A 26,955-nucleotide genomic window follows, 5' to 3' on the forward strand; every position below is an offset into this window, starting at 1 on the left:
ACGTAAAAATGCTTCACATTCAATCTTGGAATCTGCTTAATGTTTATCGAAAATATTGATCTGCTCAACTTTAAGAATTATGAAAATCTTACCTGCGGTTTCTCGGGGGGCATTAATGCCATCCTCGGGGCGAACGGTTGCGGGAAGACAAATCTTCTGGACGCTATCCATTATTTGTCCGTAGGTAAAAGCGCATTCAATCTTGTCGATAGCCAAAATATACGCCATGGAGAGCCTTTTTTCATGGTTAAAGGGCGTTTTAGGCACGAAGAGGAAAGCCATGAGGTGATGTGCTCGCTCAAGCTGAAAGAGAAGAAAATTATTACGTTGGACAAAGTTCCTTACGAAAAACTAAGCGAACACGTGGGCCGGTTTCCGGTTGTGCTCATCGCTCCCGACGATTCCGACATTATCAGGGAAGGAAGCGAAATCCGGCGAAGATTTTTTGACAGCGCGATCTCCCAGACCGATATCGAGTATCTGGCAGACCTTATTATATACGGAAGGTATCTCCGCCACCGGAACAATTTGCTGAAGCAGTTTGCCGAAAAATGCTATTTCGACAAAGACCTTCTGGACCACTACGACGACAAGCTTTCCGCTTTGGGCATGGCCATTTACGCCAAGAGGCAGGTTTTCGCCCAACAGTTTTCTAAAACATGTTCTGACCACTACAGGCATCTTTCAGAAGGCAACGAGGAAGTGAATATCCGTTATTCCAGCCAGCTTTCCGCCGGTGATATGAAAGCGATGATGTTCGAGGCCCGAGCCAACGATCTTCGCTTGCAACGCACCACGGTGGGAATCCATAAAGATGATTTTGTGTTTACCATCGATGATTATCCGTTGAAGAAATTCGGATCGCAAGGCCAGCAGAAATCTTTTCTTGTGGCGTTGAAATTGGCCCGGTTTGAAATAATCAGGGAGCTGAAAGGCTATAAGCCGATTCTTTTGCTGGACGATATTTTCGACAAACTCGATGATCGCCGTATTTCCCGGATGATGGATTTGGTTTCTGAAAACGCATTTGGGCAAATATTCGTAACCGACGCCAGGCCCGAGCGGACGAAAGGGCTTTTTGGGGAAATAAACGCCGATATCAATTCCGTCAATATTGAACGCTAGCCCGCCTAAGTAAGCTTGCGGAGCGGTTTTCATATTCATAACTTTAGCCATGGCCAAAATCAAGACTTCATATTTTTGCAATAATTGTGGTAGCCAGTCGCCGAAATGGCTGGGCAAGTGCCCCTCTTGCGGACAGTGGAACACTTACGTGGAAGAGGTGGTGACGAAAGAGGAAAAAGGCAAAGGCTCGGTGGCTTGGCGTACGGAGGCCGACCGTGGTACGAGTGGGCGGGAGAAAAGCCGGCCACAGCGCATCACTGACATTAGCGCTAAGGAACAACCCCGCTTCGACAGTTTTGACGAAGAACTTAACCGCGTTTTGGGTGGCGGTATCGTGCCGGGCTCGCTTGTGCTGATCGGTGGCGAGCCGGGTATTGGAAAGTCTACGCTGATGTTGCAGATTGCGCTTAAGCTCAAGGACAAAAAAGTGCTGTACGTATCCGGTGAGGAAAGCGAACAGCAGATTCGTATGCGTGCCGAGCGGATGGTCTTTAAGTCTGACGACTGTTATATCTTGACGGAGGTATCGACCCAAAATATTTTCAAGCAGGTTGAGTTGTTGAAGCCCGATGTTTTGGTTGTGGATTCGATCCAGACTTTGCATTCCAGCTATATGGAATCGGCGGCGGGAAGTATCGGGCAGGTAAAACAATGTACGGCCGAGTTGATGAAATTCGCCAAGGAGACGGACACCCCTACTTTCCTGATCGGCCATATTAATAAGGACGGAAACATCGCTGGGCCGAAAGTTTTGGAACATATGGTGGACACTGTCCTTCAGTTTGAGGGTGACCGGCATATGGCTTATCGCATCTTGCGGACGATCAAAAACCGTTTCGGTTCCACTTCCGAACTCGGTATTTACGAGATGCGGCATGATGGGTTGCGCGAAGTTTCGAACCCTTCGGAAATCCTGATTACCCAAAAGGAAAGCGAGCTGAGTGGCGTAACGATTGGCGCTACGCTGGAAGGTCGGCGTCCGTTATTGATTGAGATCCAGTCGTTGGTCAGTACGGCCACTTACGGCACGCCACAGCGCAGTACGACGGGCTTTGACGTGAAAAGGCTGAATATGCTTTTGGCCGTTTTGGAAAAACGTGGAGGCTTTAAACTCGGCGCTCAGGACGTATTTTTGAATATTGCCGGCGGTTTGAAAGTCGAGGATCCGGCCTTGGACCTTGCGGTGTGCGTATCGCTTATTTCTTCGTATATCGAAAAGTTTGTGTCGGAGAAAGCTTGTTTTGCCGCTGAGGTCGGCTTGGGAGGCGAGATTAGGGCCGTGAACCATCTGGAAAGCCGGATAGCCGAAGCCGCCAAGCTTGGTTTCCGTGAGATTTATGTGTCGCGTTACGCCATTAAGGGAATCGACCTGAAAAAATACGATATAGAAGTGCGCTCGTTCGGAAAACTTAGCGAAGTTTTTCGGGATTTGTTCGCATAGTTTATCAATTCTTAAGAATAGAAAAGCGCCGTTTTGGACATTTCCAGAACGGCGCTTTTTCATTATGCGTCTTAGTGCGTTCAGTTTTTCTTTGTAGCCAAAACCCTGATGCGACGATAGTCGGCGTAAAGTTTTCCTTCTTTCAAAAACTTCGGTAAAGTGCGGTTTTGCGTCGCCTTGCGGATTTCCAGCCATTCGTCAGCGTCGATGCCTGTGGCAAAAGAGTCGGCGAACATATCCAGCCAATCGATAACGCCCGTTTCCGGATTGGCTAATTCCGTTGGCCGGTCATAGAGCGTGGCCATGTTTACCTCGAATCCGTTAGCTTCAAGCAACGAGCTGTATTCGCTGATTGACGGAAAATAGAAGACGGCGTTTTGTGCGTTTTTTCCGTAACCCTTTGCCGTAAGCTCCACAGCCAAGGCGTCGAGGATGGTTTTTACGTTGCCCTTTCCTCCGAATTCGAGCACGATTCTGCCTCCGGGCTTAAGGTTTTTGGCCATACAGCGGACGGCTTGCCCGGCTTCGGGAACCCAATGGAGCGTAGCGTTGGAGAAAACAGCATCGAAAGGTTCTTCGAAGAGAAAGTCGGAGGCGTCTTTGACATGAAAATCCAGTTCGGGATAACGGGCACACGCGTCGGCCACCATTTCCGGCGATTTGTCCGCACCAATGGCCGTGGCTCCGTGGCGGGCTATCATGTCGGTGAGTTGGCCCGAGCCGCAACCCAAGTCCAGAATCCTCTCACCGGGTTTTGGGGCGAGCAGATCCACCAAGCCCGCACCGAAACGGTACACGAAGGCGTGTTTATTATTGTAAAGAGATGTTTCCCAGTGGTTTTCCATAGTGGCTTATCGTTTGGTTGGTCGAAAGTCCACTATCACGACGACTCCTAAAGTAAGGTTATCGGTGATTTAAACGCAACGGTACGCAAGGTCAAGATGTAAATAACTGGGCTTTTGCGGTATGGAAACAGCTTAAAGTCTGATTTTTTTGAAAACTTCCCACAAAACGATTCCCATGCTTACCGAGATATTGAGCGAATGCTTAGACCCGAATTGCGGAATCTCAAGAGCGATATCGGCCGTGTCCACGATCTTCTCGTCAACTCCGAATACCTCGTTGCCGAATACCAAAGCGTATTTTTTACCAGGCTCAGGCTCAAAGCGGTCGAGTTTTACGCTGTTTTCAGCCTGTTCCACCGCCACAATGGTATAGCCTTCTTCTTTAAGTCTTTCGGCCAAGGCTATGGAATCGGGAGCGTGCTCCCAAGTTACGCTGTCTTGGGCGCCAAGCGCTGTTTTTTGGATGTCGCGGTGTGGTGGGCGACCCGTGATACCGCAGAGATACAGTTTTTCGATAAGGAAAGCGTCGCCCGTACGGAATGCCGAACCTACGTTGTTGAGGCTTCTTACGTTGTCAAGAACAATGACTATCGGAGCCTTTTCGGCTTCTTTAAACTCTTCAACCGAAAGGCGTCCGAGTTCTTCATTTTTGAGTTTTCTCATAAGTAAAATCGATACTTCGCACTTTGTCTCCTGTTGCTTAAGGAAGACGCTAGGCACGGTAGAGCAAAAATAAAGACTTTTTTCCGAAGCTGTCGACTCTTGTTTTTCACTTTCTGCCAGATCTCTTCTGCGATCTATGTTACCTGAATGCTCATGTAAGGTTCTTTGTTGTTTTTGTGTAAATATGAATATGTGTCCAGTAAGTAATATGAATGAAATGTGAAGAAAATAGAGTTTCGGACTGTTAATCGGTGGCGGATTTAGCAACTGGCGATGATTGGTCAGTTTGTATAGCTGGGTTGTTACCTAACTTTTAGAGTGATATTGAAAGATCCGGCCATGGATATACCGCTCGGGCAATAATCGAAAAGGCCCGGAAACACTTAGGTTTCCGGGGGTAAAAGTCTAAAAAAGTGTTTAACCCTATCAGCAAGAGAGCCTTGTGTGGAGGCTCCCGTTGCTTGTCGCAAGTTATATAATCGCTTGTTTTTGAAAAAGGGTAACGATTTGGGTGTAATGGAATTCCATTTTTCGGTTACTTTTGGCTTGTGCCTTACATGGTGATTTCCGTGTGATTTTTATCAGAAAAGCTTTGTTTTTCACCTTTGGAACTAGATTTCACTTAGGCTTAAATAAAGCAAAAGCCCGCCATGGTGGAGGCGGGCTTTCGTCGGTTTGTATAAAAGATGCCCTTGCGGGGCTTACAGTCTGGATGATTTAGATCAATACGTCGCCAGTCATTTCCTCTGGCTGAGCTACGCCCATAAGCTTGAGGATAGTCGGAGCAACGTCGCCGAGCTTACCATCTTTCACGTCGCCGTCGAACTTGTCGTCAACCACGATGAAAGGCACCAAGTTAGTGGTGTGGGCGGTGTTCGGAGTTCCGTCTTCGTTGATCATGTAGTCCGAGTTGCCGTGGTCTGCGAGTACCAATACGGTGTATCCGTTTTCTTTGGCAGTCTCGATCACCTCTTTGGCGCAAGAGTCAACAGTTTCGGCGGCTTTAACGGCGGCTTCGAATACGCCGGTGTGGCCCACCATATCGGTGTTGGCGAAGTTGAGGCATACGAAGTCCACGTCGCCTTCCTTAAGCTCAGGAACGATCTTGTCACGGATATCTCCGGCGCTCATTTCAGGCTGAAGGTCGTAAGTGGCCACTTTCGGTGACGGGCAAAGCAAACGCTTCTCTCCGCCGAACTCCACTTCGCGTCCGCCAGAGAAGAAGAACGTTACGTGAGGGTATTTTTCAGTCTCCGCAATACGGATCTGCTTTTTCATGGCGTCGGCCAACACTTCGCCCAAGGTGTTCTTGAGGTTGTCTTTGTCGAATACCACGTTCACCTCGTTGAAGGTGTCGTCGTAATTCGTCATAGTCACATAGTGGAGGTCGAGCTTCTTCATGTCCTGCTCAGGGAAGTCACGCTGGTTGAGGGCCTGCGTGATTTCGCGTCCGCGGTCCGTACGGTAGTTGTAGCAGATTACCACATCGTGCTCTTCGATTTTGGCGAGCGGATTTCCGTCAGCATCGGTGTTTACGATCGGCTTGATGAACTCGTCGGTCACGTCTTCGGCGTAAGAGTCCTTGATCGACTGCAATACGTCAGTGGTCTTCTTGCCTTCGGCTTTCACCATTACGTCATAGGCGAGCTTAACGCGCTCCCAACGGTTATCGCGGTCCATGGCGTAGTAACGTCCAACTACAGAGGCGATTTTGCCGGCAGTCTTGTCCATGTGCTCCTGAAGGCCCTTGAGGTAGTCGTAACCGCCTTTAGGGTCAGTGTCACGGCCATCAGTGAAGGCGTGAACGAATACGTCTTCGAGACCTGAGCCTTGCGCCAAAGTGAGGAGACCTTTGAGGTGATCGATGTGGGCGTGTACGCCGCCGTCAGAGGCGAGTCCGATGAAGTGAACTTTCTTTCCTTTCGATTTCGCGTATTCGAAAGCCTCGATCAGGGCGGTGTTTTCGCCGATAGTGTTTTCTTCGAAAGCCTTGTTGATTTTCACAAGGTCCTGATAAACCACGCGTCCGGCTCCAAGGTTCATGTGTCCTACTTCCGAGTTGCCCATTTGCCCGTCAGGCAAGCCCACGTGCAGGCCTGAGGCGTGCAGCTTAGAGTGCTTGTAGTTGGCGAAGAGCGAGTCGACGTAAGGCGTGTTGGCTTTGTCGATGGCCGAAACTTCAGGGTTTGTGGCCAATCCCCAGCCGTCCAGAATCATGAGGATAACTTTCTTGTCCATGATCAGTGTGGTTTATTACTTTCTCCTTGATTTCAAATCCTTAAAGGCCTCTGCCCCACCTTGCGGGTGGCCGGCCTTATTTGCGCGTAAAAATAGCACATTGAGGTTCATATTACATTGACCTGTATCATGGTAGGCGAATTTGTGGCGATGCCTGAGTTTCGCCTCCCCGACAGGTTTAGCTTCAACCTTTCGAAAGGGCGCTGGGATACGCTGAGGGGGAGTTTAGTCCCATTATTGGGAAATAATGAATCGTTTTGTTGAAAAAATTTAATCAATGAGGTAATTTTCAGCAAAATATTACCCCGTTACATTGTCGGAAGAACACTTTTCCCGTTGTTTATATTTTGGGGTCAATCAAAAGTTCGCAGCTATGGCGGTACGTAAAACAATCGGTTCGGGATACGCAGGGACGATCCTCGCCGGCTTTCTGGTCATCTTGTTCGGAGTCAACGCTTTCGCCTCCGAGAATTCTTTGAAGGAGGATGTGAAAGCTGCGCTGGAGTCAGGTAGCGCCAAAGAGCTTGTGCGCCTGTTTACGGGCAAAGTGGAGATCACGATGTCCGGCAGCAAGGCCGGCTACAGCCAGTCCGAAGCCGAAAATCTGTTCCGGGGCTTTTTCGGAAAGCATCCGGCCACGGGTTTTGACTACGTCCACGAGGGCAGTTCGCAGGAGGGGCTCAAGTACGCCATAGGCAAGTACAAAAGCTCGGGAGCCACCTACAGGGTGTACATTTTGATGTCTCAGGAAAGCGGGCAATATTTGGTCAGGGCAATGAACTTTACAGAAGAATAACTGTTGAGTTTTTTATCGGGTAAATTCCTAAAAAATCAGAAGCGCTAATGTTTACGCGCTTTTTTTTATTTTCGCGACGTGGAACTGAAATACTTAACAGAGGAGGCATTAGATAACTGTATCCGGACAGCTATCAAAGAGGACGTGGGGGACGGAGATCATTCCTCATTGGCGTCTATACCAGAAGGAACCAAGAGTCGCGCGAAGCTGATCATCAAAGCCGACGGCGTAATGGCCGGGCTTGAGGCCGCGCGCAGAGTATTCCATCTGGTAGACCCGGAACTGAAAGTGGACGTAAAAATTAAGGACGGCGACACCGTACGTAAGGGCGATATAGGCCTTACTGTGGAAGGTCGCGCCAGATCTATCCTTACGTCGGAGCGTTTGGCGCTCAATATCATGCAACGTATGAGTGGTATCGCCACTTACACCCGTCATATGGTTAGCTTGTTGGAAGGCACCAAGACCAGACTGCTGGATACGCGTAAGACTACGCCGAATATCCGTGTTCTGGAAAAATGGGCGGTGGCTATCGGTGGTGCGAAGAACCACCGCTTCGGTCTGTACGATATGGTTATGCTCAAGGATAACCACGTCGATTTTGCCGGAGGCGTGCGCAAAGCCATCGAAGCTACGCAGAAATACCTTAAGGAAAAGGGCAAGGACCTCCGTATAGAGGTGGAGACCCGCAACCTTGACGAAGTGCGCGAAGTGTGCGAGACCGGTGGTGTGGACGTAGTTATGCTCGACAATATGAGCCCGGACCAGATCCGTGAGGCTTTAAAGCTTATCGACGGACGTTTTGAGACGGAAGCCTCGGGAGGCATTACGGAAGAAAACCTTCACGATATGGCCGAGACGGGCGTTGACTACATTTCCGCGGGCGCGTTGACACACTCTGTCAGTAGCTTGGATATGAGCCTGAAAGCATATTGAAAAACCTAAAACGAAGACCTTAGAAAAGCGGCCAGCCGGTAAGACGGCTGTTGCGGGAAAGCCACGGCTCAGGCCGGAGTGGGAACACCATGCTTTTTTTGGGAAAAGATTACTCAAATGATCGTTAAGACTAAGAAGTACGCGCTTGACAAGGAAACTTTTATCAAGCTGGGCATGGTACGGACCATGAAAAAACAATGGTGGGTAGCCCTGATTTATGTGGCGCTGAACCTGCCGGCCATATTTCTGCCGAGCTGGTGGTGGTTTATCGGATCTACTATCCTGCTCGTTTTGTATGTCCTGTTTTGGTTGATCCAGTTTGCGGGCATTACCCAGCATGAGCAAGGCAAAATGCTGTTTGAAAAACTTTCGTACGAAATCGACAGTCGCCAGGTACTGATCAAGCTCAACACCAAGCAGGGAATGCCGATGACTTGGGACCAAATCAAGAACGCCAGCGTGGAGAAAAACGCTTTCGCATTGTGGTTGTCGCCCGTACAGCTGATTTATTTGCCTTTCAAAATCTTTAATTCCGAGGCCCAGATCAAATTTTTGGAAGCCTTGTTGAAGAGAAAAGGTTACCTGAAATAATTCTTCGGCACTGGCCGTTAATGAATTGTAAAAATCCCCCGCCGTACTATGGCGGGGGATTTTTGTTTTTATCAAAGCCAAAATGGGGAATCGTTGCAAATAGCAGTGTTTTTGACTTTTTTCGACCTTACTTTTGTAACCATGCGCAAGCGTAAGAAGTAAACATATTTGCGTCCGCAGTTTTTTGAGGCGTTGGGGAGGTGAAGTTTTCCGCGGTTTTTTCGTTGTAGCAAGAAGCTCCCCGCCATTATTGGGCGCCAGGGAATATTTTTATTTGTATAAAGGAGCATAGACATGACGGAAAAAGAAAAAAACGCGAACGAGGAACGGAAAATAAGGCAAGCTTTTCGCAATAAGAATTGGAGTGAGATCAAAAGCCACGATTCGTGGACCATTTTCAAGGTAATGGCCGAGTTTGTGGAAGGCTTCGAAAAGCTGGCCAAGATAGGCCCTTGCGTATCGATTTTCGGATCGGCGAGGACCGACCCTGAAAGCAAGTACTACAAAATGGCCGAAGAGATCGGCGCCAAATTGGTACAGAACGGCTACGGCGTGATTACCGGTGGCGGGCCGGGCATTATGGAAGCGGGTAACAAGGGCGCCAACCGCGAGGGGGGCAAGTCCGTGGGGCTGAATATCCATTTGCCTTTTGAGCAGGGACACAACATGTACATTGACCCTGACAAGCTGATCACCTTCGACTATTTCTTTGTCCGCAAAGTGATGTTCGTGCGTTATTCGCAGGGCTTTATCGGAATGCCGGGCGGTATGGGTACTCTCGACGAGATTTTCGAGGCGATTACCCTGATCCAGACCGAAAAAATCGGACGCTTCCCCATCGTGTTGGTAGGCAGCGATTTCTGGAACGGTCTGATAGACTGGCTCCGCGATACGGTTTGTGCGCGCGAAGGCAACATCAGCGAGGTGGATTTTGATCTGATAACGATTGTGGACACGCCCGATGAGGCCGTGGAGGCGATCGAGGAGTTTTATTCCAAGTACCTCTTGTCACCGAATTTCTGATGAAAAACAAAGTACTATCAGTTCTTATCCTGGCTGTTCCGGTTTTGGCCGGCAGTTTCAGGCTGATGCCGGACACCGAAAAGGAAACGGCGAAAGCGAAAACCGAAGTCGTAGAGGCCAGGCCGGGCGTTACGCCCGACGAGCTTCCCGGATTTGTGAACGCGCGGGCCTTCAGGGCGCCTACCGAGCTTTCATTTGCCGGAGAGCAAGTGCCCCTTGACGATCCCGATGTGTGGGAGCGCCTGGACAGGGAACTGTATGTCAACAGCTATTTTCATTCGAGTACCATATTCCTGATCAAGAGGGCGAGCCGTTGGTTTCCGCTTGTGAATCCCATACTGAAAGAGGAAGGGATTCCGGAGGATATGGCTTATCTGCCTTTGATCGAGAGCGGATTTACAAACGCCGTTTCGCCGGCTGGCGCCGCGGGGCATTGGCAACTGATGCGCACTACGGCCAGGGAATACGGCTTGGAGGTGAACGAGGAAGTGGACGAGCGCTACCACCCGGTAAAAGCCACTCAGGCCGCCGTAAAATTCCTGAAAAAATCGCACGCCAAGTTCGGCAATTGGACCAACGTGGCGGCCAGTTATAATATCGGGATGTCGGGCTTGCAACGCAGACTGAAAAAGCAACGCGTTGAGTCGTATTACGATTTGTTGCTCAATGAAGAGACAAAGCGTTACGTATTCCGCCTGTTGGCTATCCGCGAGATTCTGAATAATCAGAACAAATACGGCTTTATCATCCCGGCGGACCAACTCTACTACCCTGAGAAAGTGAAAAAAGTGGAAGTGAAAAAATCGATTACCGACCTGACGGCTTTCGCTTTCAAACACGGAATCAATTACAAAATCCTGAAAAGGCATAACCCTTGGCTCAGGAGAAATACCCTGACGATTAAGAAATCGGGAAAGATATACGAAATCTGGATACCTGAAAAAAGTTAAGAGCCTGTTTGGTATCAGGTAGCGAATATTAAACCTGAGACCGAATAAGGAGATTATACTTCTAAGCGTTTTGGAATAGATATTTGAAGCAAAAGCCATCCAGTAGGGGTGGCTTTTGTTGTATGCTAGGTTTTTTTCATATTTTCGATATGCAAATATTATTTTTAAATATAGGGAGGCGGATTATGTGTAATCGAATATATCCGATCTGTTCTGAATTTGTATTATTTTATGGCAAATGCGAACCAAAGAAGAAAAGCCCGTCGAAGTGGTGAACATGTACGGAATTCGGGTGTGATCAGTGATTCTGATCCGAAAATCATGAAATATGGTTTGATACTTTTTGTTGCGATGGTTGTTTTTCTATTTACCAGAGCCACTTTCAGCGCTAACTCAACGGTTAGGAAATATAACTGGACTACTATGCCCGATACGCTGGTGGTTGGTCCCTATAACATGGAAGCGGGAGAATTTTATCATCTCTATTTGAATCAGAAGTTTAGATATGATGGCAACTGTTTTGTCGGCCTGAATTTGCTTGATGAATCCAAGACGGTAGTTTTGGGTCAGTACGTAAAAGAGCTGTATCGGATGAGTGGAACGGACAGTGACGGGCGATGGGAAGAAGGACGGCGATATTCCGAATGTGATATCCATATTCCGTGGAGTGGGAAATTTTATATAGGGATAGAGTCGAAGGTTCCGGCCCCGCTTGCTTTGGGAAGCACAATGCTGAATGTGAATAAACGCAATGGGGGAACGTTTCTCTATTGGCCAGTGGTTATAACGTGTTTTGTGCCTTTTCTACTGATTGCTGTCTATTTTTTAAGTGAGAGTAATAATATCAATCCCTTTACGGTTTATACCGAAGCAAAGAAAATCAAATGGACCCCCGGGCATAAGTATTTGGCTACGGGGCTGTGTGTGCTTTGGGTATTGCTCGTGACGCTTAGCCTGAGCGGTTACGGCTATCCCGGTTTTAATGATTTTGGCACCTCCCCTTCTTTCCTTTATTCTGAAGACACCGGGGAGTATTTCAACTGGATGCAGGTTTGGTAGGCTAGGTTTAATACGGATAATCAAACAAAACCGAAGCCGAGCTTACTTCGGATAGCCTGAAGCCCTTGGCCTTGGTTGCCGTTTTGGGCGTATACACTCCTATGGGCTATTTTCAGTTGACTTTGTGGCATAGGCGTGTGATATCCGCCATGCGTGCGGAGGGCGCTTCCGTGAGGGAAACGGCCCGTACGTTGCGTTGCGCCCCTTCTACCGTAAGCCGGGAGTTGGAACGCAACCGCTTGGGCGGGATGTATGACCCGCATACGGCCCAACGTCTGGCGGAAGCCCGAAAACGCTTGGGCGGGACTTTTAGGCCCGGGCGTTACCGCTCAGTATGGGAACGGCTACGGAGCCGTACTGTACAATACAGAATCATGCCCCGCACGCATGTGGCGTGGTTTTCCGATACCAAAACTTATAGGCGTATACGCTCCGGAAAGGCCTCGTTTTTTTCCATGCGGAGGCCCCGTAGTCTTTCCCTGTTCCGGCTCGCCGACAAGCCCCGCCACTATCGGCAAATGACCGCCTTGGGGCTGTTGCTTTTGGAGTGGTACCGAGAGCGCCGGGCCCGTCGCACAAAAGTAAAGACGGCTTCTATTGCCAAGTTTTCGGAGACTTCTTCGCCTGTTAATAATACCTATCCGGAACCTGCGTTGGATCTTGCGGGATAGCTGTGTTCTTTTGCGCCTGATTTTGTTGTTGCCGTGATACTTTTTGAAAATTCTTAGTCTGTTCCTCTCCTATTTCGGCCTTTTCCTGACATTGATCTAAAAAATTGTCTGGCATATTTCCTTCTTCTGCTTCACTCTCTATGGATTCAGTGTCTTTTTCGCCTTTTGATTTAGGTGTTGCGTTTGCTCACGTTTTTTTCTTTTACCAACGGCAACAGAATGGGTGCTTACGGACTTGGTAGAAGCCTTAAAGATAGTCTTCAAGTAAATATTTGTATTTAGATAAGATGTTTTTTAACATTGTTATCATCTCATCTTATTTTTTAAAATTCAAAAAAATGAAAAAAGCGATATTATGCTTGGCGAGTTTGCTCATGTTGGTGACAACGGGATACTCGCAGTCGGTATGGAAGGTGGAGAAAGGCGGGAAGGTAATGTATCTGGGCGGAACGATACATATGCTAAGGGAACAGGACTTTCCCCTGCCGGACGTTTACGACAAGACTTTAGAGAAGTCGGATGTCATAGCCTTTGAGGCGGATTTGGACAAAGCGAAGACGCCCGATTTTGCCCAAATGGTGATGGCCAAGTGTCAATATTCTGACGGAAGGACCCTGCGGTCGGTATTGGAAGAGGACACTTACACGGCGTTGGAGGCCAAGGTAGAAAGCTACAAATTACCGATGGAGCACCTGACAAGGATGAAGCCTTCGATGGTTATGATTATGATGATGGCGATGGAAATGAAAAAGGTAGGCATCGGGTCGAAAGGTGTAGATGCGGTTTATCATGAAAAAGCCAAAGACAGAAAACTTCCGATCAAGTACCTTGAGACTATGGAGGAGCAAATGGACTTGATATCCAAAATGGGCGAAGGAGACGAGGATGAATTTGTCAAGTATTCGTTGGAGGACATGAAAAATATGAGCGGAGATTTGGTGACGATGCTTGACGAGTGGAAGGCCGGGAAGCCGGAGTATTTTACTGAGAAAGTGAAAGAGATGAAATCCGATTACCCCGAAATTTATAAGGATCTGTTGACCGACAGAAATAATAAATGGCTTCCGCAACTGGAAAATATGATGCAAGACGAACCCGCCGAGTTTGTGCTGGTAGGCGTGATGCATATGTACGGCAATGACGGATTAATACACCAGCTGGAAAGAAAAGGGTATAAGGTCTCGCAGTTGAAATGACGGGGTGGTTTTACTCGTTGCAGGGAATTGGTGAGGTGTGGGTGGAGCCAAAGCTAAAAAACCGATACGGGAGACTTAGTTCCTGTATCGGTTTTTATTTTATGATCCTTTCCCTGAAGGATAGTGTGTTTAGATCTACTGCTTCACGATTTTCTGGATGACTTTCCCGTTTACTCTAAGGATATACACCCCGCCTGCTAGGCCAGAGCAATTAAGGCTGTGAGTATTCGTTGCCACAGTGGCTTGCTTGACCGTGATTCCGTTGAGGTTTACGAGTTCGATGATATTTCCCGGGATCAGATTCCGTAGACTTAGCTGGTCGCTTACCGGATTGGGGCTGGCGGTGATTTCCCTCCTTTCATCTGCGCTTAGTAATGTCCCAATGCTGAAGTATTCCTCTTGAACTTTTAGTGTGTAGTTTTCTCCAGCGTCTAGTGTGCCGATCAGGATCTTGTATTTCCCGACTTCTTCGCCTTCCTCACGGCTGAGTTCGCCGGTAATTTTATCACCGTCGATTAAGCCGGTTATCGTGTATTCAAGTGCGGGGTCCTCCTCCCCTATTATCTTGAGTTGTTTTTGAGGAGTGACGGTCAGGATCCTTGGCTGTATATTGATTTCTTTTGTAAGAAAGGCCGGTTGGTATTCTTCGGTCGCTTCCAGCTTGGCTTCAATTTGTAGGGACTCTACTGTCTTGGCGTGTAGAACATTCCCTATTATTTGGCTTTTCTTGTCGCTAGCTTCTTTTAGGTAATAATTGATGGTTCCGCCGGATTTGCTGGTGGCGGTAAGGTTTATCCGGTCTCCATAGTATATCTGTTCGGGAAGTTCCCATGTTAGTTCGGCCGGTTTTCCTCCATAATATATTTCCGTTTGCAGATATTGTTGGTCTTTTGCGCTATTGGCCAATGCGTCGTTGTAGATACGGCATAGAAACGCTCCGCTCTGCTTAAACTGGAATTTCCCGTCCTCAACTAGCCTTACTTTTGCGTCGTCGTTGGGATTGGTCTCAGTATCCGTAGTAATTTTATTGCCGTCTATATCCACCCATTCGAATCGGCTTGGGTTTTCAAATATTATTGCATAACTGGTGAGGTTGAGGGTTTCTTCCTTATTCCAGCTATTTTTTTCTATTAACTCCACGTTGGTTTGAGGCAATAGCACGGTGCCGGAGTTCGCCACTTCACGGTTCCAATTTTTGTAGGAAAGTGATTGAAATGATTCGGGTTTAAGATGATTGTTTTCGCATTTAACGCTCTTTAATGATTCGTGTTGGCTTATATTCAGCGTTTTCAATTGATTGGACGAGCAATCAAGTGTGGCTAAGTCAGTATTTGCGCTTATATTCAGCGTTGTTAATTGGTTGTTGGAGCAAATGAACCACTGCAGAACTGTGTTTGCGTTCAGGTCTAGGGTAGTCAATTGGTTACTGTTGCAATGAAGCCTTTTCAGAGCGGGATTGGTATTTAAGTCTAATGTTGCTAGGGCGTTTTGAGAACACTCTAGTCTTTCCAGGGAGGTGTTGGTGCTTAGGTCTAAGGAGGTCAATTGATTGTTGGAACAATTTATTTCCACCAAGGATACGTTAGTGTTTATACCAAGGGTTGTTAATTGGTTCCTCGAACAGTTTATCGTCGTTAGACTAGTATTAGCGCTTAGACCTAGGGTTGTTAATTGGTTGGCTGAACAGTTAATTGTCTTTAGACTGGTATTAGCGCTCAGATCTAGGGTAGTTAATTGGTTGGCCGAACAGTTAATTGTCTTTAGACTGGTATTAGCGCTAAGGTCCAATGCGGTTAGTTGATTGGCGGAACATTCAAGCATTACTATGGAGGGGTTGGCGCTCAAATCTAAGGAAGATAACTGATTGCTATGACAATATAGTGAATGCAGTTTAGTGTTAGTGATCAAATCAAGTGCTGCCAATTGGTTTCCAGAACATGTAACCTCCATTAATGCGGTGTTAGTACTTAGGTTCAGAGCTGTCAGTTGGTTGCTGGAACAGTTAATCTCAGTAAGAACGGTGTTGGCGCTTAGGTTTAAGGATGTCAATTGATTGTCGGAACAATAAAGCTCCTTCAGGGCTGTGAAGGGGCTTAAGTCCATTGTTCCTTTCAGTTTTCTTTGGGCGATATCTAATTTGGTAACCCGGTAGGGGATTTTAGATACGTCCCATTCGACAGTGTTTATCCAACTTGAAGTCTCCTCAAACGTTCCTTTTTCCAAATCTATAACCCAAGGTAGGCGTTTGCTTTCGTCATTGGCTGTTTGAATGTCTTGCATGTCGAGGATAGCCTGAAGGGCAATTAGTTCCTTATCGTCGTACACGGAACCTACGATATATGATGCGGTTTCCAAGTATTGGTCCTCTTCGTATACATGCCGTAACGCAGTGTTATGTATCCGACAGCGGAAGACCCCGTTTTGCTTAAACATAAACTTTCCCGTTTCTAGCTTACGTATTTTCGCTTCATCGTTAGGTGAAGTCTTCGAGTCTACTGAAACAGGTTCACCCCTGAGATCAACCCACTCATAACGGCTATTTCTGTTATAGATCTGCTTTTGGCTACTCAGGTCAATGATTTGGCCTGTTTCCCATTTGTCTGTTTCGGAAAACTTCAGAGATCTCTGGGGCAATAATTTTTCTCCCCAGCCTTGTCTGTCGTAAAAGTTCCAACTGTCATATGAGGGAGATTGGAAGTACTGAATTCTCAATTGGTTGTTGTAGCATTTAATGTTTGATAGAACGGTGTTTTTGGTCAGGTCCAGTGCTGTCAACTGGTTGTTGGAACATTCAAGCTCTACTAGGGCTGTGTTTTTGGATAGGTCCAACGCTGTTAATTGGTTGTTATGGCAATCCAACCATTTCAACTTTGTGTTGGTTCTCAAGTCTAGCGTTGTCAAATGGTTGTCTTGGCATCTCAGCCAGTTCAAAGTTGTGTTAGTTCTCAAGTCCAATGTTGTCAACTGGTTCTTTGTGCAAGCAAGAGTTTCGAGTGTTGTGTTTGCGCTTAAGTCCAATGTTGTCAACTGATTGTTTTCGCAAGAGAGGAGCCGTAATGCTGTGTTAGCCTTAAGGTCTAGGATTGTCAATTGGTTGTATTCGCAAGAGAGGAGCTGTAATGCCGTGTTAGCCTTAAGGTCTAGGGTTGTAAATTGGTTTGCGGAGCAATGTAGACCTCTCAGGGCGGTATTGTTACTCACATCCAGAACTGTCAATTGGTTGTTGTTGCATCTTAGCCAGTCCAAAGCTGTGTTTTTGGATAGGTCCAGCGCTGTTAATTGATTATACGAGCAATCAAGTAGTTCTAGAGCAGTGTTTGCGCCGAGGGTCAACGTTGACAATTGATTTGTGGCGCAATGAACCTCCTTTAGGTTAGTTTGAGTACTCAGGTCTAGTGTTGTCAGTTGATTGTTCCAGCAAGAAAGCTCGGTCAGATTAGTATTATTTGCGCTGAGAGTCAGTGTTTGCAATTGGTTCCTATAGCAACTAACTTTCTCCAAATTGGTGTTTTTGCTCAGATCTAGAGTTCTTAATTGGTTTTCGGAACAGTAAAGCTCTTTCAAGTTAGGGGTTCCGCTTAAATCCAAGCCAGTGAGCTGGTTTTCGGCACAATTAAGCTCCGTTAGCGCATCTAAAGGTCTCAAGTCCCAACTTCCTTCCAAACGACTATTCCACAACCTGAGTGCTGTCAGTCGCCTTGGTTTTTCATCATTCCAATCAAGAGTAAGGTCGTGTGAGTAAATAATGGTATTGGCCTTTAGGTCAATCTTCCAGTCTAGTTTTCTGGGATTGGCGTCCTGGATAGTTTTCAGTACTTGCAAATCGTCAGGATGGACGTTTGTAACTCTGGTTTTCGCCATTATATGCCCGAAAGACAGTAGAAATATGACGGCTAAAAAATACACGCTCCGTAATTTCATTACTATAAATTCTTATTAAAAATTAATTTTAGCCTAAAATAATGAAAATAAATCCTAGCTTACAATGGATATGTAAATATAAAATTACCATAATTTAATATGTGATAGGGATTTACATATGAGAATGGGGTTAGTGTTCTATCCTGAAGCTGGACGATGACGGCCAGTCGTCGGTATTGGATTTGGTACATGCCAATTCGGATTCCATCGCTCTGGAACTTCAGCGTTTGGCGCACAGGCAGGCGGTGATCAATTATATCGAACGGTTTGTGGTGCCCGGCAATTTGGGCGCAGGCACGGTGACGTTTGACGGAGTGGAGTATGTGGCGGAGGAAGTCGCTCAGGATTGATATATAGGCCTTTGGGTTGAGTCGTGAGTATAATCAAAGGGCCCCGCCATGGCGGGACCCTTAATTTTTATTTCCCTTCAAACTGTTGCTGGATCTGTTTTAGGCTTTTGAGAAGGGGGACAAATTCATCGTATTTCTTTTTGTTTTCCTTGTAGTTGTCCTCCAATTCCGGTGTTACGTTTTGCCCTTTCTGGTTTGCTATTTTCTCGGAAAAGGCCTTAATCTCCGCTTGGTGCTGGTGTATGTGGTTTTTCAAATCCATGATAATCGACAAGGCCTTGTCGTGACCGGTATTGATGTTGTTTTTCTCCTTCATCCAGAAAGCGATCGCGTCATCCAGAGAATTGAATTTTGTTACGGCATTATCTTCCGGTACCGGAATCAAATTGAATTTCTTTCCTTCGAATGTTCCTTGAGCCGCCATAAGATTATCCAGAAAGCTTACGAAATGAATATGTTTCTTCATGTTCTTATCAGCGCTTTCGATGATCTTTTTCTCTAAAGCGGAAGCTTCTTTCTGTTTCTTTTTTGCCCTTAGTGTGGCTATCTCTTTTTTGGATCCATCAATATATGATGCGAATTCTTTTAGCCTTTCTTTATGGGTGTCGATCTTTTTTTCGAATCCGGTCAGAATGGAAAGCGCTTCGCTGTGGTCTTTCCTAATCTCCGCCATTTCCATTTTCCATGAGTCGTAAGTCTTGTCAGACTCTTTGTTTTTATTGTTGCATGAGAACAATAGCGCAAATGCGAATAGTAAGATTGCTGTTCTTTTCATTTTCTGGACCTTTTGCTGATTAACTTCATTACAAACCAAGTATTGACAGCAAGGGTTCCTTTTGGGTTCCGGTTCGGTGTTTTTTCCTCCAGAAAGGCTGAGGGTTTATATTTCTTCTAGGCCTAACTCAATTCTTCTCGTACCAATCGCCCCCCTCTTCCACCATTTCGGATCGTTTTTCCAGCATGGATTTCTTCAGCCGTTCCAATAATTCTGGCTCCGATTCGGATAGGTCAACCCGCTGTTCCAGATCTTCGCCGATGTTGTAAAGCTCAAAATACTTCGGCTCCTGATTTTTCAGCGCTTTCATATGGCTCTCCTGAAAGCGCCATTGTGACGGCTCGCCTTTCTTTGGTTTAAAAAGGGCTTCTTTTCCCTCGTTATAATGCTTTTGCCATGGTTTGGGCGGGTTTTGGTAGCCAAGCAATACCATATCACCTTGCCGGAGCATACATATGGGGTCGTGGAAATACCGGTAAAAGAACAATGGCTCTTTGCGGATTTGGGTTCTGGCGAAGCCTAAGAAAATTTGGGAAAGGTCTTCGCCGTCTATCGCCTTTTTGTCGGGGACTGGGCTTTGAGTCAGTTTGGCGAGGGTGGGCAGTACATCCGTAAAATGTCCGGGATTATGCGATACGGTTCCCGCCGGAATCCGACCTTTCCAATAAGCGATAAACGGAACCCGGATACCGCCTTCGTACTGGAAGCATTTCTGCCCGCGGAACGGATTATTGGAGCCCTTTACTTTCGAGCCATTGTCGGAAGTGTAGAGGATGATGGTGTTTTCGTCCAGCCCGTTTTTCTTTAGGTAGCTCATTAGGCGCCCTACAGCGTAGTCCATGTTCTCTATGCACCCGTAGTAGGCCTTATGGGTTTTGTGTCGCTTCTTCAGGCTATCGGGCGCGGCCACTTTGTTGTGCGGTTCATGAAACCAAACGTTTATATAGAACGGCGATTCGTCGTCTTTCTTTTTGTTAAGCCAAGTGATAGCTTCCTCTACCACTAAGTGACTGGAATAACCTTTCAGCTCGTTGAGCTTCTCCCTGTTCCGTATAAAGTTGACGGGGTTTCGGTGTGATGGAATGGCGTTGTTATGAGTCCAGAAGGCGTAATCGAAACCTTGGTCCAAGGGCTCCGGCTGTGGCATATCTTGTGACGTAAGGTGCCATTTTCCGAAATGTCCGGTGGCGTAGCCCTGTTCCTTGAGCATTTCCGCAATGGTGGTTTCCTCTGCTTCTAGATGCATGGGGACTTTTGGCGGAATCCAGTTGTAGATGCCCAACCGGGTTTTGTTTCTGCCCGTCAGCAAAGCCGCCCGGGACGGGGAACACACGGCCGCACCGCTGTAAAAATCGGTGAACAGAAGCCCTTGCTTGGCCAAGCCGTCGATATGGGGTGTGTTGCTGGTAGGAATTTCGCCTGTTTGCGGAGCGTTTTTCGCCCGGTAACACGACAGATCGTTATATCCCAAATCGTCGGCTACCATTAGAATGATATTGGGAGGCCTTTTCTGCTTTTGACTACAACTTGTAAAGAAAAATATCAGCCCGATTAAAAAGAAAGGGATCCTAATGCTCATTTGCTTGTCGTTTTTAGTCTAAAAATTATTTGTTGGGTCTTAGGTATAAGGTATTCGGTTTGAGGTATCTCATTGGTTCGGAAACTTTCCCTGTTTTGGTCTGAAAAAAGCCTCTTACTCCTTCATTATTCCTAAAAATCCAAAGGTGCGGATTTTACCTCGGGCTGGTCCGTATAGATGTTTTTTTGTCTGTCAGTTGTGTGTATTTATAGGGTTGTAATATTTATGTAAGAGCGAAATGTTTTGGTAAAGCGTATTGCCGGCGCACTGGTTGTTAGTGCGTTTCGGGTTTCTGAATATAATGTTCTTGGGGTATTGTGTTCCAAACAATCTTATGGGATGAACACTTAAAGTCATTTTATAGAGAGGAGTTTTATTTGACGGAACGAGTCCTTGGATCGGGAATATGAAACATAGCGACAGAATATCGGATAAGGCCGGTTTACCGCCGGGTTCGGCCGTGTTTGTGGGCCGGGAAGCGCCATTGCCGACCCAAATCAGCGTGATTGATTTTGGAAAAGGATATTTCAGCGAAAAGGTCTCGCCCAGTTTATGCGAAGCGTGGGAAGTGCCAAGGCCCGAAGGTGCTACCCGTTGGATCAACGTGCGTGGTATGGAGGATGTGCAAGGTTTTGCGAAAGCTTTCGAAAAGATGGGGCTGTCGTCACTGTATCTTGAGGATATCCTGAATACGCAACACCGGCCCAAGGCTGAACTGGCTCCCCCTTGTCTGTTTGTGGTAATGAAACGCCTGCTGACTGACAACAGCGGTTACCGGCTTAGGGCACCTCAGGTCAGCGTCATTATGGGGCCAGATTGGCTGGTTTCTTTCCAAGAGCAACACGAGGACGTGTTCGGAGATATAGTTAGAAGGTTGGGGAATCCGCAAAGCCTTGTGCGTGGCAAAAGTCCCTCCTATATGCTGTACCGGATGATGGACGTGGTGACGGACAATTATTATTTGGTGACGGAAAAAGCGGGGGAGCTAATCGAGCGTTTGGAGGATCGGGTGTTTGAAGGCAAAGCGGACGGCAAGACCTTGAGGCAGATCCAACGCTTACGGAAATTGTTGGTGAATTTGCGCAGGGCCAGTTCGCCCTTGCGCGAGGCGGTGTCCGTGATTTTGCGTGACGGACATGACCTGGTTGGGGAAGAGACGGTCCGCTATTTCCGTGACGTGTATGATCATGTGATTCAGATTAACGAAACGGTGGAGACTTTGCGCGACTTGCTTTCGGGCGTAATGGACCTTTACTTGTCCGGCACAAGTAACCGCATGAACCAAACGATGCAGGTGCTGACGGTGATCGCCACCATTTTTATTCCCCTGACTTTTTTGGCTGGCGTATACGGGATGAATTTCAAATACATGCCGGAGCTGGGTTGGCGTTACGGCTATTTGGGCGTGTGGGTGATTATGTTGTCGGTGGCCGCCGTCATGCTGTTGTATTTTAAGCGGAAAGGTTGGCTGTAATAGACCTTCGGGTTTTCCGAAACGGTTTTAGGAATACAGAAAAGTGGGTTGTCCTTTTTCACTAGTACGTCACAAATTCAACAGTTTCTTAAAGAAGAAAAACAAAATCATGCACTTATGTAAATTTATATTTTAAGTAATTGATATATTCGTGGAAAAATAAGAATCAAAAAGAATAAAAATGAAAATAGAAATTCCATTAAAGCAAAAAATAAGAATGCTTATAGGAGGATCCGAGCTGGTCGCTATTTTTTTGATCCTTTTCGGAAGTTACTTGTCGTATGAGGACCTCAGGGAATTTACGTTTGAAACAATATATCTGGAATACAATACCGCCGTGGGGAAAGGAAAGGTAATCGATAGTTTCGCCACGAACATGGATATCAATGATGTGCCGGTATTTGCCTATGATTACGTTTTTGATTCGCCTATAGGAGACTTGGAGTGGACTTCCTATAGTTTCGGAAGAAGGTATTCGACAGGCGCCGAAATCGAAGTGGAATACAACTTGGACAATCCGGAGTATAACCGCATAAAGGGTATGCACAACTACCCGACTGTCGTTTACCTGATACTTTTTTCTATCCCGTTGTTGCTCGGCATAGTCTGGTTGTCGATGAATCTGGTGGCCGGATTACGGACTTTGTCTATTCTCAATAATGGAATAATGACGGAAGCCCGGCTGATACACAAAGTGGCCGTGGGCAGATATGACCATGAAAACAACCTGCAAAAATATAAGATGACATTCGAGTATTACGCCAAGGACCGGAAGTCTTATAGGCTGGAGCACGAGGAATATCATACGGAGAGATTGGAAGACGAATTCACCGAAAAGGTCATATATCATAAGGATTTTCCGCAGAAGGCTTTTATGGTGGATGGCTTGTCCAAAGATGTTGCGAAAATGATAAAGAACAGTTGGGCGGGAAAAGGGCCTACAGTAGGAAGTGCGTGAGGTTTTTCCCTCTGGCGAGGGAGGCCGGCTTTTTTTCAAATAACAAAACCGTTTTCTTAGAAATATATGTTTTTGGGTGTGTGTTTGGCGTCTCGCTACCGCTGAAAATCTCTTAATTGCGATTTTTTCACACACAAACACTTTATAGTATGAGATTACGGTTATTGACGCTTTTGCTGGCGTTGCTCGTTTGCGATGTTGTCCGGGCCCAAGACAAGGCGCAGAAGAGGATTGTAAAGGTTTTGTCGTTCAATATTTTTCATGGAGCCACGACCAAGGGGGATTTTAACTTGGATGTGATCGCCAAAGTAATCAAAGACGCCGAGCCGGATTTGGTGGCTTTGCAAGAGGTCGATTACAGGACAAACCGGGCAAAGAAATACGACTTGGCGGCGGAGTTGGGAATGAGAACAAAGCTGATTCCGCTTTTCGGAAAGGCGATGGATTTTAGCGGTGGCGAATACGGAGAGGGAATTCTTTCAAAATACACATTCCTGCGCACTCGCAATGTGGCGTTGCCGTATACGCCGGGCAAAGAGCCTAGAACCGCTTTGGAAGTGGTGACTACGATTGGTTCGGACACGATAGCTTTTATCGGAACGCACTTGGACCATTTGGAAGACGAAAAGGACAGACTGGCCCAAGCCCGCAAGATCAACGAAATATTCGCTTCCGGAAAGTACCCGGCAATATTGGCGGGCGATCTTAACGCGATACCGGGTAGCGCGACGATCAAGACTCTGGAAAAAGTCTGGACGGCTTCTTACGACAAGGAAAATATAGAATACACCTGCCCGTCCGATAATCCGACCCAAAAGATTGACTATGTGATGTACTATCCGAAAAATAGATGGAGAGTGCTGAAAACCAAAGTGATTCAAAATTCGGTAGCTTCGGACCACTGCGCCTATCTGGTGACGCTGGAATTGCTGGATAAATAAGTCTGTTTTATCGTTTTAAGATCGGGCTATGGCTTTGGGTAAATTGCTATGGTCCGATTTTCTTCAGATATTGAAACCGATTTTTAACTCTATTATTTTTTTAATACGATGCAGACATTGACCGAGACTTTGGAGGCTTTACGCAAATCCAGAAAGATTGAGATTGATAACGCACTCCGAAAAAATAACTTATGTTTCTACTAATAGCGGAAATGGGGTTTGAGGGCTTTTTGTCAATATTTTGTGATTGATTTCGTACTGGCCGTTTTTTCTTTGTCCCTTACTTTGTAACGTTTTGTTTTTCAGACTAAACTTTTTACTCTCATGAAATCAGTACGTTTGATTTTTGTCCTTGCGATATGCGTATCGGTTTTCGGCGGAGCTTACGCCCAATTGGCCGTAACGCCGACTCCCAAAACTTATGTGTGTAATAGGGCGCCGGGCGCCGTCACTATCGACGGCTCCATTAGCGAAAAGGAATGGGGCAAAGCGCCTTGGACCGACGCCTTTGTGGATATTGAAGGCGACAAACAACCGGCGCCACGCTTCAATACGCGGACCAAGATGATGTGGGACGACAAGTACCTGTACTTCGCCGCAAAGATGGAGGAACCCGACTTGTGGGCCACGTTGACCGAAAACGAAAGCGTGATCTTTCAGGACAACGATTTCGAGATTTTCCTAGACCCTGACGGAGACAGCCACAATTACTACGAATTCGAAATCAACGCCTTGGGCACCACTTGGGACCTGATCTTGGGAAAAGCGTACCGTGACGGCGGACCCGCGCTGACACATTGGGATTTGCCCGGAATGAAATCGGCCGTACAGCTTCAGGGAAGCCTCAATGACCCGTCTGACCGGGACAAGGGCTGGACGGTGGAGATAGCCTTGCCGTTGGCGGGCTTCAGGGAACTGTATCGAGGCAAAGCCCCGAAAGTCGGCGACTATTGGCGGATGAATCTTGCTCGCGTGCAGTGGAGGCTGGATGCCAAAAACGGCAAATACGCCAAGAAAAGGGACAAGCGAGGAAAGAAACTTCCGGAAAACAATTGGGTATGGTCACCGCAACATGTTATTAGCCTGCATAAGCCGGAGTGCTGGGGTTATCTGCTGTTTTCGGGTAGCGCAACGGGCGCCGACGCTAAAAAACTGGCGATAAATCCGGATGAGGAAATTCGTTTGTGGCTATACGCGGCTTACGCGAAGCAACGCGAATTCCAGAAACGAAAAGGAAGGTTCGCAAAAAGCTTTAAAGAATTGGGCGTGGAGGATTTTACCGTAAACGGAAAGTCCCTGATCAATCCCGAGATTACGGCCGGCCCGTTTGGTTACGCCCTTACGGCGGTGAGTCCGTTTACGGGCAAAGCCTGTGGCATTCGTTATGATGGCAAGTCTTGGATTGGTGCGGAAGTTAAGCGAAAAGGAAGTTGATTAGCTGATAGATCGCCTTTTGCCAACCCAAAAGAAAGAGATACGGAAGCTTGAGCGGTTTTTAACGACCGGTCAAGCTATTCCTCCCGAAAAGATCTCGCTGAAAATCCATTTCCCGTCAATTTTCCTGATCTCTACATTGTTGGACCAACAGCAACCTGTACCGCAATAGAAGGTGTAGGACAGATAGCCTTTTTTGAAGCCTCTTTCAAAATAGATCCTTGAAATGGTTAAGACTCCCAAAACATCTGGGTTCTTGGCCAAGTCCATACTGTTTTCGAGAGGGGCAAGATCTATTATTAGCCCCTTACATGTAAAGTTATTTTGAATGGACCGCTTCTTTAAAGTTCCGTTGATTATGGGGGCGAAGAGTCTGTTCTCTTTGTTGTACCGTCGTAGATCATCCTGATAGTTTATATCGAGGTCATTTGTAGGGAAATGGGGTGGATAGATGGTCGTGTCCAGAGAAGAAATGATATATAGTTTTAAACTATCGATGCCTGCGTGATTGGCTTTGGTCATATATTGCAGATCCGTCATCATTGGAATAAGCTCATTTATCGCTTGCTCTTCCATTTTTAGGTACTCCTCGCTGTTATAATTGCGACAGCTGGTAAGGTGAAAGGAGGTCAGCGCAATGAAGAATATTATGACGTTACGTTGGCTTGTCATATTTTTTGAATTCTCGGGTTAGGGAGTTAATTCCGAAAAGAACGGTGGGGTATAGTCAAAAGGCAAGAAAGTGGCCGCTTTCATATGGGCCCAGTCACCGTTGACCTCCAAGAGATCGGCCCCGATAAGGTGGCCCGATTCCAGTAAAAGAAGAGATTTCCCGCTGGGGATAGTGATCATGGCGTATTTCTCTATCTCCGAAAAAGGGGAAACGTAATGCACTACGATATATCCGGTAAACCGCAGTTCCTGGAAATCGGAAAGTAGCGAAGCGGAAGAAAACGGTTGTTTTTCGGCTTTTACCAAAACTTTGGGCCAAGCGCTTTTTCGAAGGAGATTGTTCTTTTTGTTTTGTGCCTGCAAAAGTTTGAGGCGTACGCCGTCTTGTGTCCGGAGCCTTCGGATTTCTTGGTCAACCTCCCGGGTTTGGTGCAGGAGGATGGAGTCTGGCGGGCGGTTTGGATTGGGAACAAGTTGCGCCCGATAAACGCTAAACCCTTCCTTTTCGGCGGTACCCGAACCCAATGCCCTGAAAAAGTGCATGGAAGAGCCGTAATAGACTTTTTCCCTTTCCAACAAAGCCTGGGACCGCTTCTTGCTTTTTGCTTTCCATTCGATTTCCCGAAACTTCGAATAGTATTTGAAGAGATACTGGGCGCTTTGACCGACTCCTGCCCTTTCGAAACTCGTCAGTTTAATGTCCATATCGTAGCCCAAAGCATGGTTTCGTATATGAAGGGTCGAGTCCGCAAAAGCTCTTAATGTTTGTGTCTCTTGATCGAATTCAAAGCTTAAAGCTTCCGGATTCAGGAGTTCGCATTTACGGACCAATTTGTTCTTGGGATTCCCGATAAAGTCGTTTTTGAAAGTGCTAAGGTATTGGCGTGATAGCCGTTTCTTTTCGCCGATAACAGTTACGGCATCGAGCGTTCTGATATTTACGGACAGGGATACGTTAATAATCGTGTCTTCTTTGCAGTTGACATCAACGGCCTTTGGTCGGTATCCGACGGCCTGAAAGATTAGCGAAGTGCTGGCCGTATCGGCTTTGATTTGGAAACGTCCGTTCTCGTCGGCGCCTGTGCCGTGAGTGGTATGGTTGAAATATACGCTGGCGAAGGGAATGGGTTTTTCGGTTTTGGCGTCAATAATCTGTCCTTGGATATGTTGCGCTTTCGCAAAAATTGGAATCAATAAGAAAGGCAAGATAAAAATCAGGCTCCACTTCATACTTAAAGAATTAGTTGAGTGCGCTAAGGTATAATCTTTACTTTATAAAACAAAAGGAGTCAATATCATCAAGCGTGAGCGTTCGAA

At 46.8% G+C, this 26,955-nt stretch carries 23 protein-coding genes; 15 read left to right on the forward strand and 8 right to left on the reverse strand.

All coding sequences use genetic code 11. The annotated features are described in order from the left end of the window. The first annotated feature begins 39 nt into the window (after window positions 1-39). Together recF and radA are read left to right on the forward strand one after the other, a co-directional pair. Complete coding sequence (recF, locus tag AABK39_RS00650) at window positions 40-1,125, forward strand: DNA replication/repair protein RecF (protein ID WP_338393012.1); 1,086 nt, start codon at window positions 40-42, stop codon at window positions 1,123-1,125. A 49-nt stretch (window positions 1,126-1,174) separates the two neighbouring features. Further along, window positions 1,175-2,566, forward strand: coding sequence for a DNA repair protein RadA (gene radA, locus AABK39_RS00655; protein WP_338393013.1), 1,392 nt, complete (start codon window positions 1,175-1,177; stop codon window positions 2,564-2,566). 80 nt (window positions 2,567-2,646) lie between these two features. Here radA and AABK39_RS00660 read toward each other — a convergent pair whose 3' ends face one another. The 3 genes from AABK39_RS00660 to gpmI form a co-directional block, all read right to left on the reverse strand. Beyond that, window positions 2,647-3,411 (reverse strand): class I SAM-dependent methyltransferase, encoded by a 765-nt coding sequence (locus AABK39_RS00660; RefSeq protein ID WP_338393014.1) that lies wholly within the window; start codon window positions 3,409-3,411, stop codon window positions 2,647-2,649. 132 nt (window positions 3,412-3,543) lie between these two features. After that, on the reverse strand, window positions 3,544-4,074 hold the full coding sequence (locus AABK39_RS00665) for an RNA methyltransferase (RefSeq protein WP_338393015.1): 531 nt from the start codon (window positions 4,072-4,074) through the stop codon (window positions 3,544-3,546). 717 nt (window positions 4,075-4,791) lie between these two features. After that, on the reverse strand, window positions 4,792-6,312 hold the full coding sequence (gene gpmI, locus AABK39_RS00670) for a 2,3-bisphosphoglycerate-independent phosphoglycerate mutase (protein WP_338393016.1): 1,521 nt from the start codon (window positions 6,310-6,312) through the stop codon (window positions 4,792-4,794). 373 nt (window positions 6,313-6,685) lie between these two features. Between gpmI and AABK39_RS00675 the strand changes: the two genes are divergently transcribed. The 8 genes from AABK39_RS00675 to AABK39_RS00710 all read left to right on the forward strand — a co-directional run bounded on the left by AABK39_RS00675 (window position 6,686) and on the right by AABK39_RS00710 (window position 13,534). After that, a complete protein-coding gene (locus tag AABK39_RS00675) occupies window positions 6,686-7,108 on the forward strand; it encodes a DUF4783 domain-containing protein (protein ID WP_338393017.1) in 423 nt (140 codons plus the stop codon). A 78-nt stretch (window positions 7,109-7,186) separates the two neighbouring features. After that, window positions 7,187-8,044, forward strand: coding sequence for a carboxylating nicotinate-nucleotide diphosphorylase (nadC, locus tag AABK39_RS00680; RefSeq protein ID WP_338393018.1), 858 nt, complete (start codon window positions 7,187-7,189; stop codon window positions 8,042-8,044). Between the two features lie 117 nt (window positions 8,045-8,161). Then, the gene (locus AABK39_RS00685; protein WP_338393019.1) at window positions 8,162-8,635 is read left to right on the forward strand and encodes a hypothetical protein; all 474 of its coding nucleotides are present in this window, start codon (window positions 8,162-8,164) and stop codon (window positions 8,633-8,635) included. Window positions 8,636-8,929: 294 nt separating this feature from the next. Then, window positions 8,930-9,658, forward strand: coding sequence for an LOG family protein (locus AABK39_RS00690; RefSeq protein ID WP_338393020.1), 729 nt, complete (start codon window positions 8,930-8,932; stop codon window positions 9,656-9,658). Further along, entirely contained in the window at window positions 9,658-10,608 is a 951-nt protein-coding gene (locus tag AABK39_RS00695; protein WP_338393021.1) for a lytic transglycosylase domain-containing protein, read from the forward strand. The genes AABK39_RS00690 and AABK39_RS00695 overlap by 1 nt, the downstream gene beginning before the upstream one ends. A 231-nt stretch (window positions 10,609-10,839) precedes the next feature. Continuing rightward, window positions 10,840-11,667, forward strand: coding sequence for a hypothetical protein (locus AABK39_RS00700; RefSeq protein WP_338393022.1), 828 nt, complete (start codon window positions 10,840-10,842; stop codon window positions 11,665-11,667). A 71-nt stretch (window positions 11,668-11,738) separates the two neighbouring features. Continuing rightward, window positions 11,739-12,338 carry a helix-turn-helix domain-containing protein gene (locus AABK39_RS00705; protein ID WP_338393023.1) on the forward strand — a complete coding sequence of 200 codons (600 nt, stop codon included), beginning with the start codon at window positions 11,739-11,741 and terminating at the stop codon, window positions 12,336-12,338. A gap of 338 nt (window positions 12,339-12,676) precedes the next feature. Continuing rightward, window positions 12,677-13,534, forward strand: a complete 858-nt coding sequence (locus AABK39_RS00710) for a TraB/GumN family protein (RefSeq protein ID WP_338393024.1) — start codon at window positions 12,677-12,679, stop codon at window positions 13,532-13,534. 135 nt (window positions 13,535-13,669) lie between these two features. Here the strand turns inward: AABK39_RS00710 and AABK39_RS00715 are convergent, their stop codons facing one another. Next, window positions 13,670-17,395 (reverse strand): MBG domain-containing protein, encoded by a 3,726-nt coding sequence (locus tag AABK39_RS00715; protein ID WP_338393025.1) that lies wholly within the window; start codon window positions 17,393-17,395, stop codon window positions 13,670-13,672. A gap of 236 nt (window positions 17,396-17,631) precedes the next feature. Between AABK39_RS00715 and AABK39_RS00720 the strand changes: the two genes are divergently transcribed. Continuing rightward, entirely contained in the window at window positions 17,632-17,805 is a 174-nt protein-coding gene (locus tag AABK39_RS00720) for a hypothetical protein (RefSeq protein WP_338393026.1), read from the forward strand. Window positions 17,806-17,872: 67 nt separating this feature from the next. Here the strand turns inward: AABK39_RS00720 and AABK39_RS00725 are convergent, their stop codons facing one another. After that, the gene (locus AABK39_RS00725) at window positions 17,873-18,580 is read right to left on the reverse strand and encodes a hypothetical protein (protein WP_338393027.1); all 708 of its coding nucleotides are present in this window, start codon (window positions 18,578-18,580) and stop codon (window positions 17,873-17,875) included. A 127-nt stretch (window positions 18,581-18,707) separates the two neighbouring features. After that, complete coding sequence (locus tag AABK39_RS00730) at window positions 18,708-20,159, reverse strand: sulfatase-like hydrolase/transferase (RefSeq protein ID WP_338393028.1); 1,452 nt, start codon at window positions 20,157-20,159, stop codon at window positions 18,708-18,710. Between the two features lie 406 nt (window positions 20,160-20,565). On the opposite strand from AABK39_RS00730, the gene corA reads away from it, so the two are divergent. The 4 genes from corA (at window position 20,566) to AABK39_RS00750 (ending at window position 24,966) form a co-directional block, all read left to right on the forward strand. Then, complete coding sequence (gene corA, locus AABK39_RS00735) at window positions 20,566-21,633, forward strand: magnesium/cobalt transporter CorA (protein ID WP_338393029.1); 1,068 nt, start codon at window positions 20,566-20,568, stop codon at window positions 21,631-21,633. Window positions 21,634-21,814: 181 nt separating this feature from the next. Beyond that, on the forward strand, window positions 21,815-22,591 hold the full coding sequence (locus tag AABK39_RS00740; RefSeq protein WP_338393030.1) for a DUF3592 domain-containing protein: 777 nt from the start codon (window positions 21,815-21,817) through the stop codon (window positions 22,589-22,591). A 149-nt stretch (window positions 22,592-22,740) separates the two neighbouring features. Continuing rightward, on the forward strand, window positions 22,741-23,532 hold the full coding sequence (locus AABK39_RS00745; RefSeq protein WP_338393031.1) for an endonuclease/exonuclease/phosphatase family protein: 792 nt from the start codon (window positions 22,741-22,743) through the stop codon (window positions 23,530-23,532). A gap of 324 nt (window positions 23,533-23,856) precedes the next feature. After that, entirely contained in the window at window positions 23,857-24,966 is a 1,110-nt protein-coding gene (locus tag AABK39_RS00750; RefSeq protein WP_338393032.1) for a carbohydrate-binding family 9-like protein, read from the forward strand. Between the two features lie 72 nt (window positions 24,967-25,038). Here AABK39_RS00750 and AABK39_RS00755 read toward each other — a convergent pair whose 3' ends face one another. Continuing rightward, window positions 25,039-25,638, reverse strand: coding sequence for a hypothetical protein (locus tag AABK39_RS00755; RefSeq protein WP_338393033.1), 600 nt, complete (start codon window positions 25,636-25,638; stop codon window positions 25,039-25,041). A gap of 18 nt (window positions 25,639-25,656) precedes the next feature. Further along, window positions 25,657-26,868, reverse strand: a complete 1,212-nt coding sequence (locus AABK39_RS00760) for a carboxypeptidase-like regulatory domain-containing protein (RefSeq protein WP_338393034.1) — start codon at window positions 26,866-26,868, stop codon at window positions 25,657-25,659. Window positions 26,869-26,955: the final 87 nt, after the last annotated feature.

It is taken from the genome of Fulvitalea axinellae, from assembly GCF_036492835.1.
Classification (GTDB): domain Bacteria; phylum Bacteroidota; class Bacteroidia; order Cytophagales; family Cyclobacteriaceae; genus Fulvitalea; species Fulvitalea axinellae.

Coding starts and splice junctions, on each gene's coding strand:
- recF (WP_338393012.1), top strand. CDS start 40: ATGTTTATCGAAAATATTGATCTGCTCAACTTTAAGAATTATGAAAAT.
- radA (WP_338393013.1), top strand. CDS start 1,175: ATGGCCAAAATCAAGACTTCATATTTTTGCAATAATTGTGGTAGCCAG.
- AABK39_RS00660 (WP_338393014.1), bottom strand. CDS start 3,411: ATGGAAAACCACTGGGAAACATCTCTTTACAATAATAAACACGCCTTC.
- AABK39_RS00665 (WP_338393015.1), bottom strand. CDS start 4,074: ATGAGAAAACTCAAAAATGAAGAACTCGGACGCCTTTCGGTTGAAGAG.
- gpmI (WP_338393016.1), bottom strand. CDS start 6,312: ATGGACAAGAAAGTTATCCTCATGATTCTGGACGGCTGGGGATTGGCC.
- AABK39_RS00675 (WP_338393017.1), top strand. CDS start 6,686: ATGGCGGTACGTAAAACAATCGGTTCGGGATACGCAGGGACGATCCTC.
- AABK39_RS00685 (WP_338393019.1), top strand. CDS start 8,162: ATGATCGTTAAGACTAAGAAGTACGCGCTTGACAAGGAAACTTTTATC.
- AABK39_RS00690 (WP_338393020.1), top strand. CDS start 8,930: ATGACGGAAAAAGAAAAAAACGCGAACGAGGAACGGAAAATAAGGCAA.
- AABK39_RS00695 (WP_338393021.1), top strand. CDS start 9,658: ATGAAAAACAAAGTACTATCAGTTCTTATCCTGGCTGTTCCGGTTTTG.
- AABK39_RS00700 (WP_338393022.1), top strand. CDS start 10,840: ATGGCAAATGCGAACCAAAGAAGAAAAGCCCGTCGAAGTGGTGAACAT.
- AABK39_RS00710 (WP_338393024.1), top strand. CDS start 12,677: ATGAAAAAAGCGATATTATGCTTGGCGAGTTTGCTCATGTTGGTGACA.
- AABK39_RS00715 (WP_338393025.1), bottom strand. CDS start 17,395: ATGGCGAAAACCAGAGTTACAAACGTCCATCCTGACGATTTGCAAGTA.
- AABK39_RS00725 (WP_338393027.1), bottom strand. CDS start 18,580: ATGAAAAGAACAGCAATCTTACTATTCGCATTTGCGCTATTGTTCTCA.
- AABK39_RS00730 (WP_338393028.1), bottom strand. CDS start 20,159: ATGAGCATTAGGATCCCTTTCTTTTTAATCGGGCTGATATTTTTCTTT.
- corA (WP_338393029.1), top strand. CDS start 20,566: ATGAAACATAGCGACAGAATATCGGATAAGGCCGGTTTACCGCCGGGT.
- AABK39_RS00740 (WP_338393030.1), top strand. CDS start 21,815: ATGAAAATAGAAATTCCATTAAAGCAAAAAATAAGAATGCTTATAGGA.
- AABK39_RS00745 (WP_338393031.1), top strand. CDS start 22,741: ATGAGATTACGGTTATTGACGCTTTTGCTGGCGTTGCTCGTTTGCGAT.
- AABK39_RS00750 (WP_338393032.1), top strand. CDS start 23,857: ATGAAATCAGTACGTTTGATTTTTGTCCTTGCGATATGCGTATCGGTT.
- AABK39_RS00755 (WP_338393033.1), bottom strand. CDS start 25,638: ATGACAAGCCAACGTAACGTCATAATATTCTTCATTGCGCTGACCTCC.
- AABK39_RS00760 (WP_338393034.1), bottom strand. CDS start 26,868: ATGAAGTGGAGCCTGATTTTTATCTTGCCTTTCTTATTGATTCCAATT.